Source organism: Kribbella sp. NPDC051952, assembly GCF_040680855.1.
GTDB lineage: Bacteria > Actinomycetota > Actinomycetes > Propionibacteriales > Kribbellaceae > Kribbella.
On record NZ_JBFAXQ010000005.1, the window covers coordinates 150,409 to 165,773 of the forward strand.

The window sequence follows — 15,365 nt, forward strand, 5'->3', positions numbered from 1 at the left end:
GATCTCACCGGACGGCCGGTGTGCTCGCGGTACCGCTCGCCCACTGTTCAGCTGTAGTGCTCCAGAAACCGTGCAGTCTCTAGAAGATGCCGGGCAGTATTTCCTCGGAGAGATCGGCGAAGGCCTGCTCCTGCTCCTGGGAGTACCGGTTCCAGTTCTCCGTGTTCCAGATCTCCACCCGGTTCATCGCCCCGATGACGACGCAGTCGCGGTCCAGCCCCGCGTAGTCGCGCAGCATCGGTGGGATGGTGACCCGGCCCTGCTTGTCCGGCACCTCGTTGGAGGCTCCGGCGAACAACATCCGTAGGTAGTCCCGCGCACCCTTGTTGGTGATCGGGGCCTGCTTCAACTGCTCGGTCAGCTGGACGAACTCGCGCTCGGGCCACACGGACAGCGACCGCTCCTGTCCACGCGTGATCACCAGGCCGTCAGCAAGTTCGTCGCGGAACTTCGCCGGCAGGAACAGCCGTCCCTTGTCGTCGAGCTTGGGGAAGTGAGTTCCGAGGAACACGCTCCACCTCCCCGTTGCGGACTCTCCGTCTCAGGCGAGCTGTTTCCACCACTTCGGTTCCACTGCGCTCCACCTTACTCCACTTTGCACCACCGTCAACCAACTTCCGCCCCATTTGCACCCCGCGCCGCCTGATTACGCGACCGCTCTCCCGCGTGTCGCTGCGTGGTCAGCTGCTCCACTTCGCTCCACCAGGGGAACCTCCAACTGCTCCACCTCGCTCCACGAGATGAACCTTTCGGGCGAATCCGACGTGAACCTTCTGGGGGTTCGGTACGTCGTACGCCCCGCCTACTGCTTTGTCCGCCCGTACGCTTGGAGGGATGACTTCCCGACCCGCCGTGAGGGCGTGCGCCGATGAACACCGAAACACCAGGTAACGAAACCCCCGCTGGACTAGGCCCGACCCCTACAGCGGGTGAGAATGTGTCGGCCGTCAATGAAAGGGGAGGACTCAGGGTGAGCACCACCGCGACCAGCTCGGCGCTGGCAGGAGCCGGAGACTTCGACGAGCTGTCCGAGGTGGCAGCCCGGGTTCGCCGGGCCATGGAGCAGGTGATCGAGGGCAAACCCGACGTGGTCGAGGTCGCCATCACGGTCCTGCTGGCCGAAGGGCATCTCTTGATCGAGGACGTACCGGGCGTCGGTAAGACGATGCTGGCCAAGGCCTTGGCCAAGTCGATCGACTGCACCGTGCGCCGGATCCAGTTCACGCCCGACCTGCTGCCGTCCGACATCACCGGCGTCTCCGTGTTCAACCAGGAGATCCGCGACTTCGAGTTCAAGCCCGGCGCGGTGTTCGCGAACATCGTCGTCGGCGACGAGATCAACCGTGCCTCGCCGAAGACCCAGGCCGCACTGCTGGAGTCGATGGAGGAACGCCAGGTCACCGTCGACACCACGACGTACCACCTCGAGGCGCCGTTCATGGTCATCGCGACCCAGAACCCGATCGAGATGGAAGGCACCTACCCGCTGCCCGAGGCACAGCGCGACCGCTTCATGGCGCGCGTCTCGATGGGCTACCCGGAGCCGGCCGCCGAGCTGCGGATGCTCGACGGGCACGCCGCCGACGATCCACTGGCCAACCTGCAGCCCGTCACCGACGGTCAGCAGATCCTCCGCCTGGTGAAGACGGTGCAGTCGGTGCACGTGTCGGAGTCGGTCAAGGAGTACGCCGTTGCTCTGGTCGGCGCGACCCGCCGGTCGCAGGAGCTCCGGCTGGGTGCGAGCCCGCGGTCGACGCTGCACCTGATCCGAGCTGCCCGGGCGGCTGCGGCACTCGACGCCCGCGAGTTCGTCCTGCCGGACGACATCCAGGAGCTCGCGGTGCCGGTGCTGGCACACCGGGTGCTTCCGGCGGCTGAGGCGCATCTCGGTGGGCGCGGATCAGCCGACATCGTCTCCGGGCTGGTGGCCAGCGTGCCGCTGCCCCGTACTCGTCGGGACTGAGCATGCGGCAGGCACTGCGCGGGCTGACCACCAGAGGCCGGGCGTTCGTCGCGGCCGGTATCACTGCGTCGCTGTGCGCGCTGTTGCTCGGGCAGAAGGACCTGTTGCGGGTCGGCATCCTGCTGGTGGCGCTGCCGGTCGTCGCGGCACTCGTCGTCGGCCGGACCCGGCTGCGACTTCAGGTACGGCGCAGTCTCGCACCGGACCAGGTCGCGGTCGGGGCGCAGGCGACGGTGGAGCTTGCCCTCAGCAACCAGGGCCGGATGCCGGCCGGGTTGCTGCTGCTCGAGGACCGGATCCCTTATGTGCTGGGACACCGGCCGCGGTTCGTCGTCGACCGGGTCAGCCCGAACTGGCGTCGTACCGTCACCTATCCGGTCAAGTCCGACGTACGCGGGCTCTTCCAGGTCGGGCCGTTGATGCTGACGGTGGCCGACCCGTTCGGGTTGGTGGAGACCAGCCGGACGTTCACCCGCAGCCAGCATCTGCTGGTCACGCCGCGGGTCTACAAGCTGCCCGAGATCCGGCTCGGTGCCGACCGGGCCGGTTCGGGCGAGAACCGGCCGCGGGCGATCGCCTCGGCCGGTGAAGAGGATGCGACCGTCCGCGAGTACCGGGACGGCGACGATCTGCGCCGGGTGCACTGGCGCTCGACGGCCCGCCGCGGTGAGTTGATGGTCCGTCGGGAGGAGCAGCCCTGGCAGAGCCGGTGCGCGATCTTCCTGGACGCCCGGACGATCTCGCACCACGGGCACGGACCGTCGTCCAGCCTCGAATGGGCGGTCAGTGCGGCCGCATCGGCCGGGATCGACCGGCTGCGTCGCGGGTATGTCACCACGATGCTCGGCGGGCCGACGACGCTGACCGCGATCAGCCATCGCACGTCGGCCGCCGTCCACCAGCCGCTGACGGCACAGCAGTTGCTGACCGAGTGCGCGACCGTCGAGGAACACAAGTACGCCGAGATCGGTCCGCTGCTGACCGTGGACCGGCACGCCCAGGAACCGAGCCTGGTGATCGCGATCCTCGGCGCGTGCAGTTCCGATGACGTCGTCGCTCTGAACCGGTGGCGGACCAGCCAGGCGACCGGGGTCGCGCTGCTGCTGGACGCGGCCAGTTGGGCGGTCGGCGCCGAGGCGACCGAGAAGGCGGCCCGGCTGCGGGCGGCCACGGACGCCACCGAGAACGAACTGCGCCGGAACGGCTGGCGAGTCGCCAAGGTCCAGCGCGGAGATCACCTACCCACCGTGTGGTCCGCCCTAGGACTACGGAGCGGAAGGATCGCATGACTCTATTAATTGCCGAGCCTCCGGCACGGCGGGTCACGGTGACCCCATGACTGGTCATGCCAGGATTTCTGTTGCTGCTTGGGGCGCGACCATTCTTGGGTCGCTTGTTCTGACTCCGGTGTTCTCGGGGCCGTTCCTGATCGTCAGTGCGATCTTGTGTGCGGCGATCACCGGTGTCGGTGTCGGGCTGCAGAACCTGCGCACCCCGCGGGTCGTCGTACCGCTGGTTCAGCTGGTGGTGCTGATCGAGCTGCTCTCGCTCTTCTTCCTGCAGGACACGCTGAAGTTCGGGCTGATCCCGGTGAAGGCGACCGCGCTCGAGTTCAACACCCAGATGGTCAGCGCGATGGACTCGATCAACCGGTTCAGCGCGCCGTTGCCGCCGGACTCGCATCTGACCTTGTTCGCGGTCTCGGTGATCTCGGCGACCGGGTTGCTCGTCCACGTCATCGCCGTACAACTCAAGCAGGCCGCGTGGGCCGGGCTGCTCTTGCTGATCATGTACACGGTGCCGGCCGCGACTGTGCACGGTGGCTTGCCTGCGTTGCTGTTCATCCCGCCGGCGCTCGGCTACATCCTGCTGCTGTCGGCAGAGGGCCGGAGTCGCCTGAGTCGCTGGGGCCGCCGGATCTCCGGTGTCTCGCATCTGGACGCAGCTGAACCGGTCGAGGCGTCCGCCCTCGGTCAGGCCGGCCGTCGCATCGGTCTGTCCGTGGTTGCCCTGGCCGCGCTCCTGCCCATGCTGCTGCCGGCCCTGCCGGAAGGTGTCATCGGCAACGGCCTGGCCGGCAGCGGTCCCGGCGGCGGGCTCGGTGCGTCGATCTCGTCGACCGACCCGATGCTCGACATGGGCAAGAACCTGAAGCGCGGCGACAACGTGGTCGCCATGACCTACAAGGGCGGCGCGAACGGCGGCACGTACCTACGGCTGACCGCCCTCGACCTCTTCGACGGCAACACCTGGCGGATCGGCCCCCGGCCCGAGGGCCACAAGATCAACGACGAGCTGACCCCACCGCCGGGCTTCATCGGCGATCTGGGCAAGGTCCCGCAGAACAAGATGGAGATCGACGTCACCCGGGCCTTCCGGTCCCAGTTCGTGCCGGTCCCGTACCCGTTGCACTCGATCTCCCTGAAGCGGGACTGGCGGTACGACAGCAGCACGCTCGACGTCGTGTCCTCGAACGGCCAAGTGATCGCGGGCAAGAAGTACAACGTGACGTCGTACGACGTGCAGCCGACGCCGGACCTGTTGGCGAGCGCGACCGACACGGGCGCACCGGACGCGAACACCACTGTCGTCCCGGCCAACACGCCGGCGGACATCAAGGCGAAGACCGAAGAGATCGTCGCGGGTGCCAAGGGCAACCATTTCCGTGAGGCCTCGGCGCTGCAGCAGTGGTTCCGCAGCGGCGGCAGCTTCACCTACAGCACCGCCACCCAGCGCGGCAGCGGAATGAAGGCGCTGCACGACTTCCTCCTCGACAACAAGACCGGGTACTGCGAGCAGTTCGCGACCGGGATGGCGCTGATGGCGCGCATCCTCGGCATCCCGTCCCGGGTCGGGATCGGCTTCCTGCCGGGGACGTCCGGCAAGGACGGTCAGTACACCGTGCGGATGCACGACATGCACGCCTGGCCGGAGCTGTACTTCCAGGGCACCGGCTGGGTCCGCTTCGAGCCGACGCCGGCCGCCCGGGTGGCGAGTGCGCCGACCTGGACGATCGCCACCACGCCGGATCCGACCAACCCGACCACCGAGCCGAGCACCGCGCCGGTCAGCCCGGGTGCGACCGACGACCCGGAGATCGACCGGCCGAACGCCGACCGCAACCTCCCGGCCGACGGCGGGCTCGCGGCCACCGGGGGCGGCAACTGGTTCAGCAACGGCGGCGGCAAGCTGATCGGGATCGTCGGCGGCGTACTCCTGCTGCTCTGCATTCCGTGGCTGATCCGCAGCCTGACCCGGCGTCGCAGGTTCCTCCGGGAACCGGGCCGTGCGTCGGCCGAAGGACTGTGGGCAGAGATCCGGGACACCTCCCGCGATCTCGGGCTGGACTGGTCCGATATCTCCACGCCTCGGCAGTCGGGTGAATGGCTCGTCTCGAAACTTCCGGCCGAGACACAGCCGCAGGCGTTGCGGTTGGCGCGAGGCATCGAGGCACTCCGGTACGCCGGCGACGCGAATCCGGCGGTGGACCTGAGGTCCGAGGCTGCCGCCGTACGGAAGGCGCTGTGGGTGCAGGCACGGCAGGTCCGCCGGTGGCGGGCGCGGCTGCTGCCACCGTCGTGGCGCTGGTACCTGAACCGGGGCAGCAACGAGGCGTCCGATCTGCTGGACGAGTTCGACCTGCTGCTGGCTCGGCTCCGCTCGCTGTTCCTGCGGCGCGGGCACGCCAACAACTAGCCCGGACGACACCGGCCGCGGACTCCTACCCGGAGTCCGCGGCCGTTCTCATACCCCCTGGCTGCGACCAGGGCAGGTGAGCAGCGGGCTGGGTGGTCCGGGGGCAGCCGGGCGGGCGAGCCGGGCAGCGGGCAGCGGGCAGCGGGCAGCGGGCAGCGGGCAGCGGGCAGCGGGCATAAAACAACCACACCCGCTCCACCAGGGCACGGGTGTGGTTGAAGGACTGGGCTACGCGCTCACTCCGCTTGGCAGCGGCGGCGCGGACAGGCCGTCAGAGATCTTCGTCGCGGCGACGCCGCCAACGATCCTCCATGCGCTCCATGAAGCTACCGGACGAGTCGTGTTTGGTCCGGTGCCGCTTGGTCGGCGGAGGCGGCGGGATGTCGTCGGACTCCCCCGCGTTGCTGATTCGCTTCATGCTGAGCGCCGCGACGTACAGGCAGGCGACCATCACGATGAAGCCGATAACCCCGATGATGGTGTTGGGGATGATCGCGCCGGCCATGAGCACCGCGATGCCCAGCACGAATCCGACGCCGGCAAGCACTGCCCGGCGCTTGTAGTACAAGCGCACGTTGGTCCCACGCATGGCGGAAACGAACTTCGGGTCTTCCGCAGCAAGGGCACGTTCGAGTTGCTCGAACTGGCGCTGCTCTTCTTCCGAGAGGGGCACCGTCGATCCCTCCATGATGAGCACGATCTCTATAGGCCGCTCCCAGTCTAGGCCGCGCGTGCCTCACACGAAACCCTGACCGCCTGTCCAGCGCGTCACGGTCCCGCAACTGCCCCTACCGCACCGGTCTCAAACCGGCCCGTTCCGGCGTGTCGTTGACCGCTTGCCGGCAGTTTCCTGGCACTGGAAAGCCTTCGCCGCCGACACGTCACCCCACGATCACCGTCCGTGGCCGGTGTGATCTGGGCCACCCGCCGCGGTCAGCGGGTGGCGAGAATGTGCAGCTGGGTAGCGAGTGCGCGGAACGCCGGGTGCTGGCTGGCGGCACGCTCGAGCTCGCCCAAGGACTCCGCGGCGCCCGGCTCGGAGTCGACGAAGGCGGACGGGACCAGATCGGCGAACGTCCGTACGCCGTGCACCGTGTGCACCATGAATCCGGCATCGGCCAGTTGCGCGATGATCCCGGTCTCGTCGAACCGGCGCGGCATCGGGTCGTTCGGACCCCACCGGCCATCCGGATCCTGCAGCGCGACGCGCGCGTCGGCCAGGTGACCGGCGAGCGCGCGAGCCAGGACGACAGCGTTGCGCTGGGCAACAAGCAGACTCAGTACGCCGCCCTCACGGAGAACTGACGACATCGCCTGCAATGCCTGCACCGGATCGTCTACGACCTCCAGCACGCCATGGCACAGTACGGCGTCCGCACTCGACTCACCGGCGAGTCCTTGGAGCTCGCCCGCGTCGCCTTGCACGCCACGGACGAGATCGCTCACGCCTTCGTCTCGGGCACGCCGTTCGAGTGAGGCCAGCGCGTCGGGGCTCGGGTCGACGACCGTGACCCGATGTCCTTCGACAGCCAGTGGAACCGCGAACCCGCCGGTTCCACCTCCGAGGTCGACGATGTCCAGCCCGGCTCCCGGATCGGTCCGCGCGCGGCCGGCCAACGCAACCCGCAAAGCCTCACCTACCAGCGCGGTCCGCACACCACGCCGCCGCCGATCCACCATCAACAACCCTCCAAGCCATCCCCAACCACCCCACCGCGCCACACCCTACTTCCACCCCACCCCCGGCCTCGGCAACGGCCGCCGGAACAGCGGCCGTAAGGAAGCGGTAATCCACGGAGCCTGTCGGCCCAGGTCGGGCCGGACCATCGTCAGCAGCGCACGCGTCGATTGGACGTCCCGGTCACGGGGCGGTGCGTCCAATGACGTACAGCCGTTGGGTGGTCTCCTGCCGGGTGGTGATCGGACCGCGGAGGTACCACTCGATGTCGACCAGGCCGGCGGCCTCGAGCACGCTGACCACGGACGTCGCGTCGTACAGCACGTAGTCGAGGTCGACCTCTTGGCCGAAGAACGCATCGACGTGTCGAATCTCGGCACCGGCATGCAGCGCGAGGACGAGCCAGCCGCCCGGATCGAGCGGGCGGACCAGTGCCCCGATGGCGTCGGGAAGCTCAGCGGCCGCGAGGTGGATCAGCGAGTACCAGGCCAGCACCGCAGCCCAGCCGGAACTCGTCGGCGGGCGGCCGAGCCGTCGCAGATCCCCCACCTCGAAGCTCCGGTCAGGGAAGCGTCGACGGGCCTCCTCCACCATCGCGGGCGAGAAGTCGACACCGGTCGCGTCGGCCCCGCGATCAGCCAGGTAGTTGGTGATGTGCCCCGGCCCCGACCCGACCTCGACGACAGGACTCCCGTTGGCCTGGGCGACCACCCGATCCAGCAACCACGTCTCGAACGGCAACCCGTCCAGCTCATCCACCAGGTTGTCGGCGTACGTCTCGGCAACAGCGTCGTACGACGAGCGCACGCGGTCGTCACGCGCTTCGGCGCCGTCGGCGATCACCGCGTCCCGGTCGACGGCCGCGGCGGCGACCTGCTCGGCCTGCTCCGGGATCGGTCCGAGGAGATGGATCCAGCGGCGGTCGTGTTGTCCGGCTTGCCGTTCGAGCTCGCGGACCAAGGGCTCGGGACGGGCGGCCATCCGGCGCAGGCAGGCTTCGACGTCGGCGCGGTCCTCGAAGGGGTGGAGTCGCTCGGTACGAGTCCGCAACTCCCCCGGCGCCTGCGCACCTCGCAGTAGGAGGACCGTCAGCAGTGCACGCTCGTCGGCTTCCAGCCCGAGGCGCTCGTCGAGGGTCTGGTGATATTTGAGCGTCCGTCGACCTGTGTCGACCCAGACGATCCGCAGCAGTTCGCGATCTCGCAGCGATCGCGCCACCCGCTCAACCGTCCCCTGGTCGTAATCCACCACGGGATCCCGGTTACTCGTCTGATTGCAGGCCGTCCGCAACGCGTTGGCCGTCAGCGGATACGAAGCAGGCACGGTCGTCTGCTTCTCCATCAGACTCCCCAACACCCGCTGATCCTCAACCTCAAGCACAGGAAGATCACTCACGCCCCCGACCCTAAAGCCCCAAAGGCCAACCCACCCCCGATCCCAACATCCAAGCCCAATCAGCCACGAGCCGCGGGATCCCCCAGTTGACGGATCATCGCGGCAGCCGGGTCAGCCAGGGTGGCCAGCTGGCCGGGTGGGGACAGCCGGTTCATGTGATGTGAGCTCAGCCGGTCTACGCGCCGCGGGGCTCAGCCTGTTCACGTGCTCCGGGGTCAGGCTGGGGTTAGCCGGGTTGGTAGGTGGTGGGGTCTGTTAGGGCTATGGGTTCGAAGGCGGTGCCGTTGCAGCGGGGGCAGAGGGCGTCGGCGTGGATGCCGGAGCCGGCGCATTGGGTGCAGAGGCCGTCGTGCCAGGACTCGCCGGTCAGGGAATGGTGGGGACGTGGGAAGTGGGTGTCGGGCAGGTAGCACTCGATGCCGGTGATGGCATGGACTCTGCCGCAGATGTCTTTGCCGCTGCCTCTGCTGAGTTCAGACAAGGTCGTGCGCTCCTGCATCGTCGGGATGGATGAGCCAACCGGGTCAGCTGGCTTGCATCCAGGGTTGCGTCAGAACGGACTGGGGATCCGTGGTTGCCGTCAGGACCGGAGTGGTCGAGAGACGAAGGCTCGCCTCCACCTGGGTGTAGAACGTGTCGACGGCGCGGATCAGATCGTCGGCCTCGCGGACCGTGACCGCGCGCTCGAGACCCGCCTCGGCGGCCGCACGCTGGGTGGCCCCGGCGGCGAAGAACGTGGCCCACTCGCCGAACTCAGGCGCAACCTCGGCCAACAGCACCCACGCGTTGCGCTGGACCCGGCGACGGCTGCTCGAGCGCACCGGGCGGGCGCGAACGGCGAGCACCGCTGCCGCGACCCGCAGCGCCGCGACGTGCGCGCTCGAGTAGCGGATCAGGTGGTCGCTCGTATCCGTTGCCTCGGCCAGCGCGGCACGCGCGCGGGACAACTCACGGCTGGCCGCGCCTGCGGCCACCGGGGACACCGGTGAAACTGTCATCGGTCCGTCACCCTCTCCAATTGCCAACGACCGGAATCCGGGTCGTGCGCGAGATCGAACAACTCCCGCCGACCGTGCCGGCCACAACCTGCTTCCACGCGGAACACCGCTCGCCGCGGGCCCCACTCCGCATCCAGTACGCCGACCGCCGCGGAACTCTCCGCGACACCACTGGTCGTGCACGGCACCAACGCTTCCTGGTCCGCGCCGACGCCGACCAGGGCGTCGCGGTCCGCGCGCGTGCCGATGATGCCGCGCTCCCACCAGGCCGCGGTCTCGGTCCAGTGCGACCGGACCGAGCAGACCCGCCAGAGGCGGCCGCGCCACAGGAACTGGTCCGGGGTGTCGATCCCGTCCACGTCCGCCGAATGGACGTCGACGGCCTGGTCGAACTCCCACATGTTCATCGCCTCCTGTGTGCGTTGCTTCCCCTGGTCGGAGGCCCGGCGGGTAGGCACGAGGTGGGGGTCGAGGTCCACCCCGGTGCCCGGCCCGCCGGGACCACCGGTTTCCGATGCGGCCGCAACTCCGCACCGGAGCCGTCCAGCTGTCCGGCTCACCTCCGAATGCCTGGATCGCTCATCGCGTCCTGGCGCCCAGCCTCCCGACGAAGCCGGGTCGGAGGTAATCGAACATCTGTTCGAACACTGGAAGCGTATCGCCGTCCGCCGACAATCGTCAACGGCCCGTAAGCCCGGCGCGCCGCCGCGGCACCGCCCTGGCCCCGAGACTGGGACCAGGCGCACCGCAAACAGGAGCGCCGGAACCAGGCCGGCCGGGCGCAGGCCGACGGAAGGGACGACCGTGAAGGTCCGGACAGCAGGAATCACCGCGGCGGCGGTCGCCGTCGTGGCGCTCGCGGTCGCGTTACCGCTCTTCCAGCCGTGGCGGCTCTTCACCGACAAGGTTGTCGACGAAGCGCTCCCCGGCACTGTTCCGATCTCCACACAGACATCGTCGACGACGCCACCGACAGTTTTTGTCAAGCCCCCAAAAGCCCCTGAGCCGACAAAGATCCTGCTGACCGGACAGCTGATCACGCACGAACACGAGACGTCCGGCACAGTCGCCGTACTGCGTCTCCCCGACGGCAGCCGTGTGCTCAGAATCGAGAACCTCGAGACTTCGGACGGGCCTGATCTCAAGGTCTGGCTGAGCGACGCCAAGGTGGTCGACGGCCGCACGGGCTGGCACATCTTCGACGACGGCAAGTACCGCGACCTGGGCAGCCTGAAGGGCAATCACGGGAACCAGAACTACGCCATTCCGGCCGGCGTGAAGCTCGATGATTTCCGCAGTGTGGCGATCTGGTGTGATCGGTTTAACGTGTCGTTCGGTGCTGCCCGGCTCGCATAAGGTTCGAAGTGTGAGCAGTCATCCCAATGTGCAGAAGGTGGCCGACGCGCTGGCGGCGGCCGGAGCCACCGGCGAGATCGTGATCCTGGACGAGGCGGTCCCGACGGCCGCGGCCGCGGCGGCCGAGCTCGGTTGCGAGGTCGGCGCGATCGCGAACAGCCTGATCTTCGACGGCGACGGCACCCCGGTGCTGATCCTGACCTCAGGCGCGCACCGCGTCGACACGGCCAAGGTCGCCGCCGAGCTCGGCCTCGGCAAGCTCCGCCGCGCCACCCCCGAGTTCGTCAAGGAGCACACCGGCCAGTCGATCGGTGGCGTCGCCCCGGTCGGCCACCCCGGCCAGGTCCCGACGTACATCGACACCGCCCTCGAGCAGTACGACGTCATCTGGGCCGCGGCGGGTATCCCCCACTCGGTCTTTCCCACCACCTACCCCGAGCTCCTCACCCTCACCAACGGCACGCCGATCACGGTCAACTGACGTGTAGACGATCGGCCAGTGACGTCTGGCCGTTGGTCGACGACTTCGAGCCATTCGGTGCTAGCGCCCTAGGAATCTTCGACGGAAGCCTGGACCTCAACAACCAGGAACGTCGGAGATGAGGATCCATGAGCAGCCCCCGGAGCACCGGGCATCGAGTCGTCGCACTTGCCGTCGCCGCAACGCTGATCGCAGGTGGAACAGCGGGCCTGAGCACCCAGCATGGCCACCACCACCCCCTGACCGTGCTCACCTCCGGCATCGCCATCGTCGCGGGCCTGGCCTTCCTCCGCCAGGCCCGCAAGGGTCGATGAGGCCGCGGGGCAATCGGGCGCTGTTGACCGTCCTGGTTGTGGGTGTCTGCCTGGGTGTCGTCGCCATCGGCGGGATCACCTGGCTGAACCACAGAGGGTCCACCACGGACCACGGCGCGAACCCGGGCGCGGCACCGCCACCCACTACTGCCGTGCCCGCTCGCAAGAAGCTGTACGGCAAGCCACCGAGTGCCTGCTCGCTGGTGAGCCCGCCGGCGCTGGAATCGCTCTACCCCGGAGCCAAGGGTGAGGAGGACGACGTGGACACACCCGCACTGGAGAACGACTACTACTCGCACGAATGTCGTTTCTCCAGCGGCGGCAGCGGGGACTTCGGGATCCGCTTCATGAGCGTTCGCGTGTACGTCCTGACCGGACAGCATGCGCTACAGACCAACCGGGGCACGTATGTCGACGATGTGGCGCATCTGTCCAGGAGCGTCAACATCCGAACCGTCGAGGGCCAGAAGGCCGTACGCGGCTATGGCGAGGAAGCGCACCTGATCTACGGCCTCGACTCCGAGAACTGCCGTACGGCGTTCCTCCTGGTCCGGACGCAGAACGCGGAGCTCACCCTGAAGTACGGCGGATGCAACAGCCCCGGCGGCATGGATCTCGAACCCGTCGATCGGACCACCGCGCTGAACGGCTTGTACACCGAGACCCACGAGGTCCTGACCAACCTGGCCACGATCAAGTGAGCACCCGGGGAATCGCAGTTCGCACGAACTGGCGCGCCAGCACCGCGCGACGGTGGCGCCAGAACGGCGACGGGCGGCCGGGCGATCCGTACCGGCGGCGGGCGATGTCGGCGACCACACCCGCCGGCGCGTCCAGCGACGGCAGCACGTCGAGGGCGGCGCGTTTGGTGATCAGCTCCCCCGTGGTGAGCGTGACGTGGGCGCGGGCGATCGTGACGAAGCTGAGGTCGACCCAGATGTCGGCGTACCAGTTGGTGCGCCGGGCGACGGCGGGGAGCCAGAACTCCTGGAGGTCCTGGCGGATGAAGTCGGTGAGCTCGGCGTCGGTGGTTGCGGGCAGCAAGGAAGAGGGCGGTGGGCCGAACAGGGAGAGGTTGCTCAAGGCAAGTTCCCGGCGGGTCACCGGCGTGACCGGGCGATCGAAGTACCGCTCCTGGGCGAAGGTCACATGCTGGATGGACGCGTCGGTCAACTGATCGGCACGCATGTAGGAGCAGTGGAGTTTGCCGGCCAGTGGTGACTCCCGCATCAGCCGGCGGTGCACGTCGGCGACGGCGTCCGGTACGGGCGAGGACACCACCGCGACCAGGTCCAGGTCGCTGCGTCCGAGTTGGTAGTCCCCCAGCGCCAGTGAGCCGTGCAGCCAGATCGCTTCGACCGCGGCGACCTGGCGTACTGACGTGACGAAGCCGTCCAACAGATGCTGGACGGCTTCGTCGATCACATCATCCAATCTAGAAGGCTGGGCGGATGTCTACGTCGGCTGCCCGTACGTACGCCATCCGGTGGCCGAACCAGATCTGGTAGTAGCGGTCCTTACCGAGGACCTGGACGTGGTCGGTCGGGGGCTGGCCTGCGAACGTGACGGCCCGGTAGTAGTCCGTCTCGATGTTCAGGTCACCCACTGGGTACGCCTGGCCGGCGCCGATCGAGTACTGCAACGGCGTGACCGTCTGGTACGGAATACCCGTCGGGTACGCCGCCTGCTCGGGGTACGCCCGTCCGTAGACCGGCACCGACGTCTTACCCGGCTTCGGCTTCACCACGAGACCCGGCTTGGCGAACGCGTCCGGGGTCTTGGCCGGGCTCTTGAACCAGCCCATCGCGCCGAGGTACCAGACCGCGACCCAGTCGCCCTGACGCTTCGCCACGACGTACTGCGAACCCGCAGCGGCCCGTGAGCCCATGTCGGAGACGTCAGTGGTCCCGTCGATCCCGGTCGGGTGCAGTCCGATGTCCTTGACCAGCGGAGCGTTGTCGTCCGGCGACTGGCGCAGGTAGACGAAGTTCGTTGCCTGCGGCGTGCAGGTGGTGTTCGGCGCGTCGCAGTTCGTCACGACCTGGACGTTGCCCTGGAAGCCAGGCTTGATCGAGACGATCGAGCCGGGCCGCACCGGGAAGATCGAGTGCCCGTAGATCGGGGCACCCAGCAGGTCCATGTAGTGCTCCCAGTCCCAGTACGGTCCCGGGTCCCAGTGCATGCCGGAGACCGTCGACGGGATCGTGCCCGGCACCTGGTCGTGGCCGATGATGTGGGCCCGGTCGATCGGGATGTTGTTCTTGGCGGCCAGGTACTTCACCAGCTTGGCCGAGTTGCGGTACATCGCCTCGGTGAACCAGGTCGCACCCTGCGGGGCGAAGCCCTCGTGCTCGATGCCGATGCTGTGCATGTTCACGTACCAGTTGCCGGCGTGCCAGGCGACGTCGTTCGCCTTGACGTGCTGCCAGGTGTGGCCGTCGGACGACCGCATCGTGTACTGCCAGCTCACGTACGTCGGGTCCTGCACCAGGTTCAGCACACCCTGCCAGGTGCCTTCGGTGTCGTGGATGACGATGTAGTCGATCTTCCCGGTCTTCGGCCGGTTCGCCAGGTCGTGGTTGCCGTAGTCACCGGCCGTGCCGAACTCCGAGTACGGCGCGGGCAGCCACTCGCAACCGAGGGTCGGCGGGCACTCCACGTTGGACGTGGCGGGCTTGACCCCGGTGGGCAGCGACAGCTTGTGCACCTGGGCCTTGTCCGGCGTGACCGCCGTGGCCGGCATGACGACCTGCTGGCCGGTGTTGGTCAGCCGGGCCGCGCCCTTCGCCATGATCGAGTACACGTCGTCGGCGAAACCGGAGGCGGCCACCTTGTCGCCGGCTTCGGCGTACGACGCCACTGCGCCGTACCACTCGGCCGGGGAGGTGCCGGCTCCGACCTGCAGTCCGAGCGAGCGCTGATACGACGCGAGCAGCGCGGCGCCGCCGTTGATGTTGGCGGTCGTGTCGGTGCGCAAGGCAGCCGGGTCCAGACCGGTCAGGTCGGACGCCTTGTACAGCGTCCGCAGCGACTCTGCCTTGGCGACCTTCTGCTTGCCGGACAGGTCCGCGACCTCACTGGGGTCCAGTGCGGTCAGGTGCATCGGGCCGTAGCCGCCCGACGTACTGGGCGACCCCTTGTGGTCGTCCCAGCGCGACTCCGCGTAGGACACGGCCAGCAGGACGGACTCCGGTACGCCGTACTTCGCAGCGGCAGCGTGGTACGCGGTAGCCGCGACCGTAGCGGGTGCCGGCGGTGGCGCAGCGGCGGCCGGTGGTCCTCCTGACGACACGCCGGTCAAGGTGATGGGCAGCGCTACCGCAGCCAGTGCGGCGAGAATCTTCGAACGACGCAGCATGTTCTTCTCCTGAACCCAAGGGCGGGGTGCCAGTCACAAAGACTGGCAGGCTTGCTCACAATGAGTCGAGGCGACCCGGATGTCAACGGTTAACCAAAACTCACACCGACGGGTTCGATAGTGACG

16 protein-coding genes are annotated in these 15,365 nt (G+C 68.1%); 7 read left to right on the forward strand and 9 right to left on the reverse strand.

The features are described 5' to 3' along the window. Positions 1-79: 79 nt before the first annotated feature. Positions 80-511, reverse strand: coding sequence for a division/cell wall cluster transcriptional repressor MraZ (gene mraZ, locus AB0L70_RS12170; RefSeq protein WP_363682952.1), 432 nt, complete (start codon positions 509-511; stop codon positions 80-82). Between the two features lie 546 nt (positions 512-1,057). Between mraZ and AB0L70_RS12175 the strand changes: the two genes are divergently transcribed. From AB0L70_RS12175 to AB0L70_RS12185, 3 genes are read left to right on the forward strand one after another with little or no spacing between them, the layout of a single operon-like run. Beyond that, complete coding sequence (locus tag AB0L70_RS12175) at positions 1,058-1,963, forward strand: AAA family ATPase (RefSeq protein ID WP_363683393.1); 906 nt, start codon at positions 1,058-1,060, stop codon at positions 1,961-1,963. A gap of 2 nt (positions 1,964-1,965) precedes the next feature. After that, positions 1,966-3,252 carry a DUF58 domain-containing protein gene (locus AB0L70_RS12180; RefSeq protein WP_363682953.1) on the forward strand — a complete coding sequence of 429 codons (1,287 nt, stop codon included), beginning with the start codon at positions 1,966-1,968 and terminating at the stop codon, positions 3,250-3,252. A 46-nt stretch (positions 3,253-3,298) separates the two neighbouring features. Beyond that, positions 3,299-5,659 carry a DUF3488 and transglutaminase-like domain-containing protein gene (locus AB0L70_RS12185; RefSeq protein ID WP_363682955.1) on the forward strand — a complete coding sequence of 787 codons (2,361 nt, stop codon included), beginning with the start codon at positions 3,299-3,301 and terminating at the stop codon, positions 5,657-5,659. 271 nt (positions 5,660-5,930) lie between these two features. Here the strand turns inward: AB0L70_RS12185 and AB0L70_RS12190 are convergent, their stop codons facing one another. The 6 genes from AB0L70_RS12190 to AB0L70_RS12215 form a co-directional block, all read right to left on the reverse strand. Continuing rightward, positions 5,931-6,347 carry a DUF3040 domain-containing protein gene (locus AB0L70_RS12190; protein WP_363682957.1) on the reverse strand — a complete coding sequence of 139 codons (417 nt, stop codon included), beginning with the start codon at positions 6,345-6,347 and terminating at the stop codon, positions 5,931-5,933. Positions 6,348-6,592: 245 nt separating this feature from the next. Further along, entirely contained in the window at positions 6,593-7,339 is a 747-nt protein-coding gene (locus AB0L70_RS12195) for a methyltransferase domain-containing protein (protein ID WP_363682959.1), read from the reverse strand. Between the two features lie 181 nt (positions 7,340-7,520). Beyond that, positions 7,521-8,732: a DUF480 domain-containing protein gene (locus AB0L70_RS12200; protein ID WP_363682961.1), complete on the reverse strand. Its 1,212-nt coding sequence runs from the start codon at positions 8,730-8,732 to the stop codon at positions 7,521-7,523. Positions 8,733-8,958: 226 nt separating this feature from the next. Continuing rightward, a complete protein-coding gene (locus tag AB0L70_RS12205) occupies positions 8,959-9,213 on the reverse strand; it encodes a hypothetical protein (RefSeq protein WP_363682963.1) in 255 nt (84 codons plus the stop codon). 43 nt (positions 9,214-9,256) lie between these two features. Next, a complete protein-coding gene (locus AB0L70_RS12210) occupies positions 9,257-9,730 on the reverse strand; it encodes an SAV_6107 family HEPN domain-containing protein (RefSeq protein ID WP_363682965.1) in 474 nt (157 codons plus the stop codon). Then, the gene (locus AB0L70_RS12215; RefSeq protein ID WP_363682967.1) at positions 9,727-10,290 is read right to left on the reverse strand and encodes a DUF6504 family protein; all 564 of its coding nucleotides are present in this window, start codon (positions 10,288-10,290) and stop codon (positions 9,727-9,729) included. Before AB0L70_RS12215 ends, AB0L70_RS12210 begins: the two co-directional genes overlap by 4 nt. Before the next feature lie 289 nt (positions 10,291-10,579). Here AB0L70_RS12215 and AB0L70_RS12220 point away from each other — a divergent pair, with 289 nt between their 5' ends. From AB0L70_RS12220 to AB0L70_RS12235, 4 genes are all read left to right on the forward strand, one after another. Continuing rightward, positions 10,580-11,086, forward strand: coding sequence for a DM13 domain-containing protein (locus AB0L70_RS12220; protein WP_363682969.1), 507 nt, complete (start codon positions 10,580-10,582; stop codon positions 11,084-11,086). A gap of 10 nt (positions 11,087-11,096) precedes the next feature. Further along, positions 11,097-11,567, forward strand: a complete 471-nt coding sequence (locus AB0L70_RS12225) for a YbaK/EbsC family protein (RefSeq protein ID WP_363682971.1) — start codon at positions 11,097-11,099, stop codon at positions 11,565-11,567. Between the two features lie 128 nt (positions 11,568-11,695). Beyond that, on the forward strand, positions 11,696-11,881 hold the full coding sequence (locus AB0L70_RS12230) for a hypothetical protein (RefSeq protein WP_363682973.1): 186 nt from the start codon (positions 11,696-11,698) through the stop codon (positions 11,879-11,881). Beyond that, positions 11,878-12,582 carry a hypothetical protein gene (locus AB0L70_RS12235; RefSeq protein ID WP_363682975.1) on the forward strand — a complete coding sequence of 235 codons (705 nt, stop codon included), beginning with the start codon at positions 11,878-11,880 and terminating at the stop codon, positions 12,580-12,582. Before AB0L70_RS12230 ends, AB0L70_RS12235 begins: the two co-directional genes overlap by 4 nt. On the opposite strand, the gene AB0L70_RS12240 is transcribed toward AB0L70_RS12235, so the two are convergent. Both AB0L70_RS12240 and AB0L70_RS12245 read right to left on the reverse strand, forming a co-directional pair. Continuing rightward, positions 12,575-13,306: a nucleotidyltransferase domain-containing protein gene (locus AB0L70_RS12240; protein ID WP_363682977.1), complete on the reverse strand. Its 732-nt coding sequence runs from the start codon at positions 13,304-13,306 to the stop codon at positions 12,575-12,577. The two genes, AB0L70_RS12235 and AB0L70_RS12240, sit on opposite strands and share 8 nt — an antisense overlap. 10 nt (positions 13,307-13,316) lie before the next feature. Continuing rightward, positions 13,317-15,239, reverse strand: a complete 1,923-nt coding sequence (locus AB0L70_RS12245) for an N-acetylmuramoyl-L-alanine amidase (RefSeq protein ID WP_363682979.1) — start codon at positions 15,237-15,239, stop codon at positions 13,317-13,319. Positions 15,240-15,365: the final 126 nt, after the last annotated feature.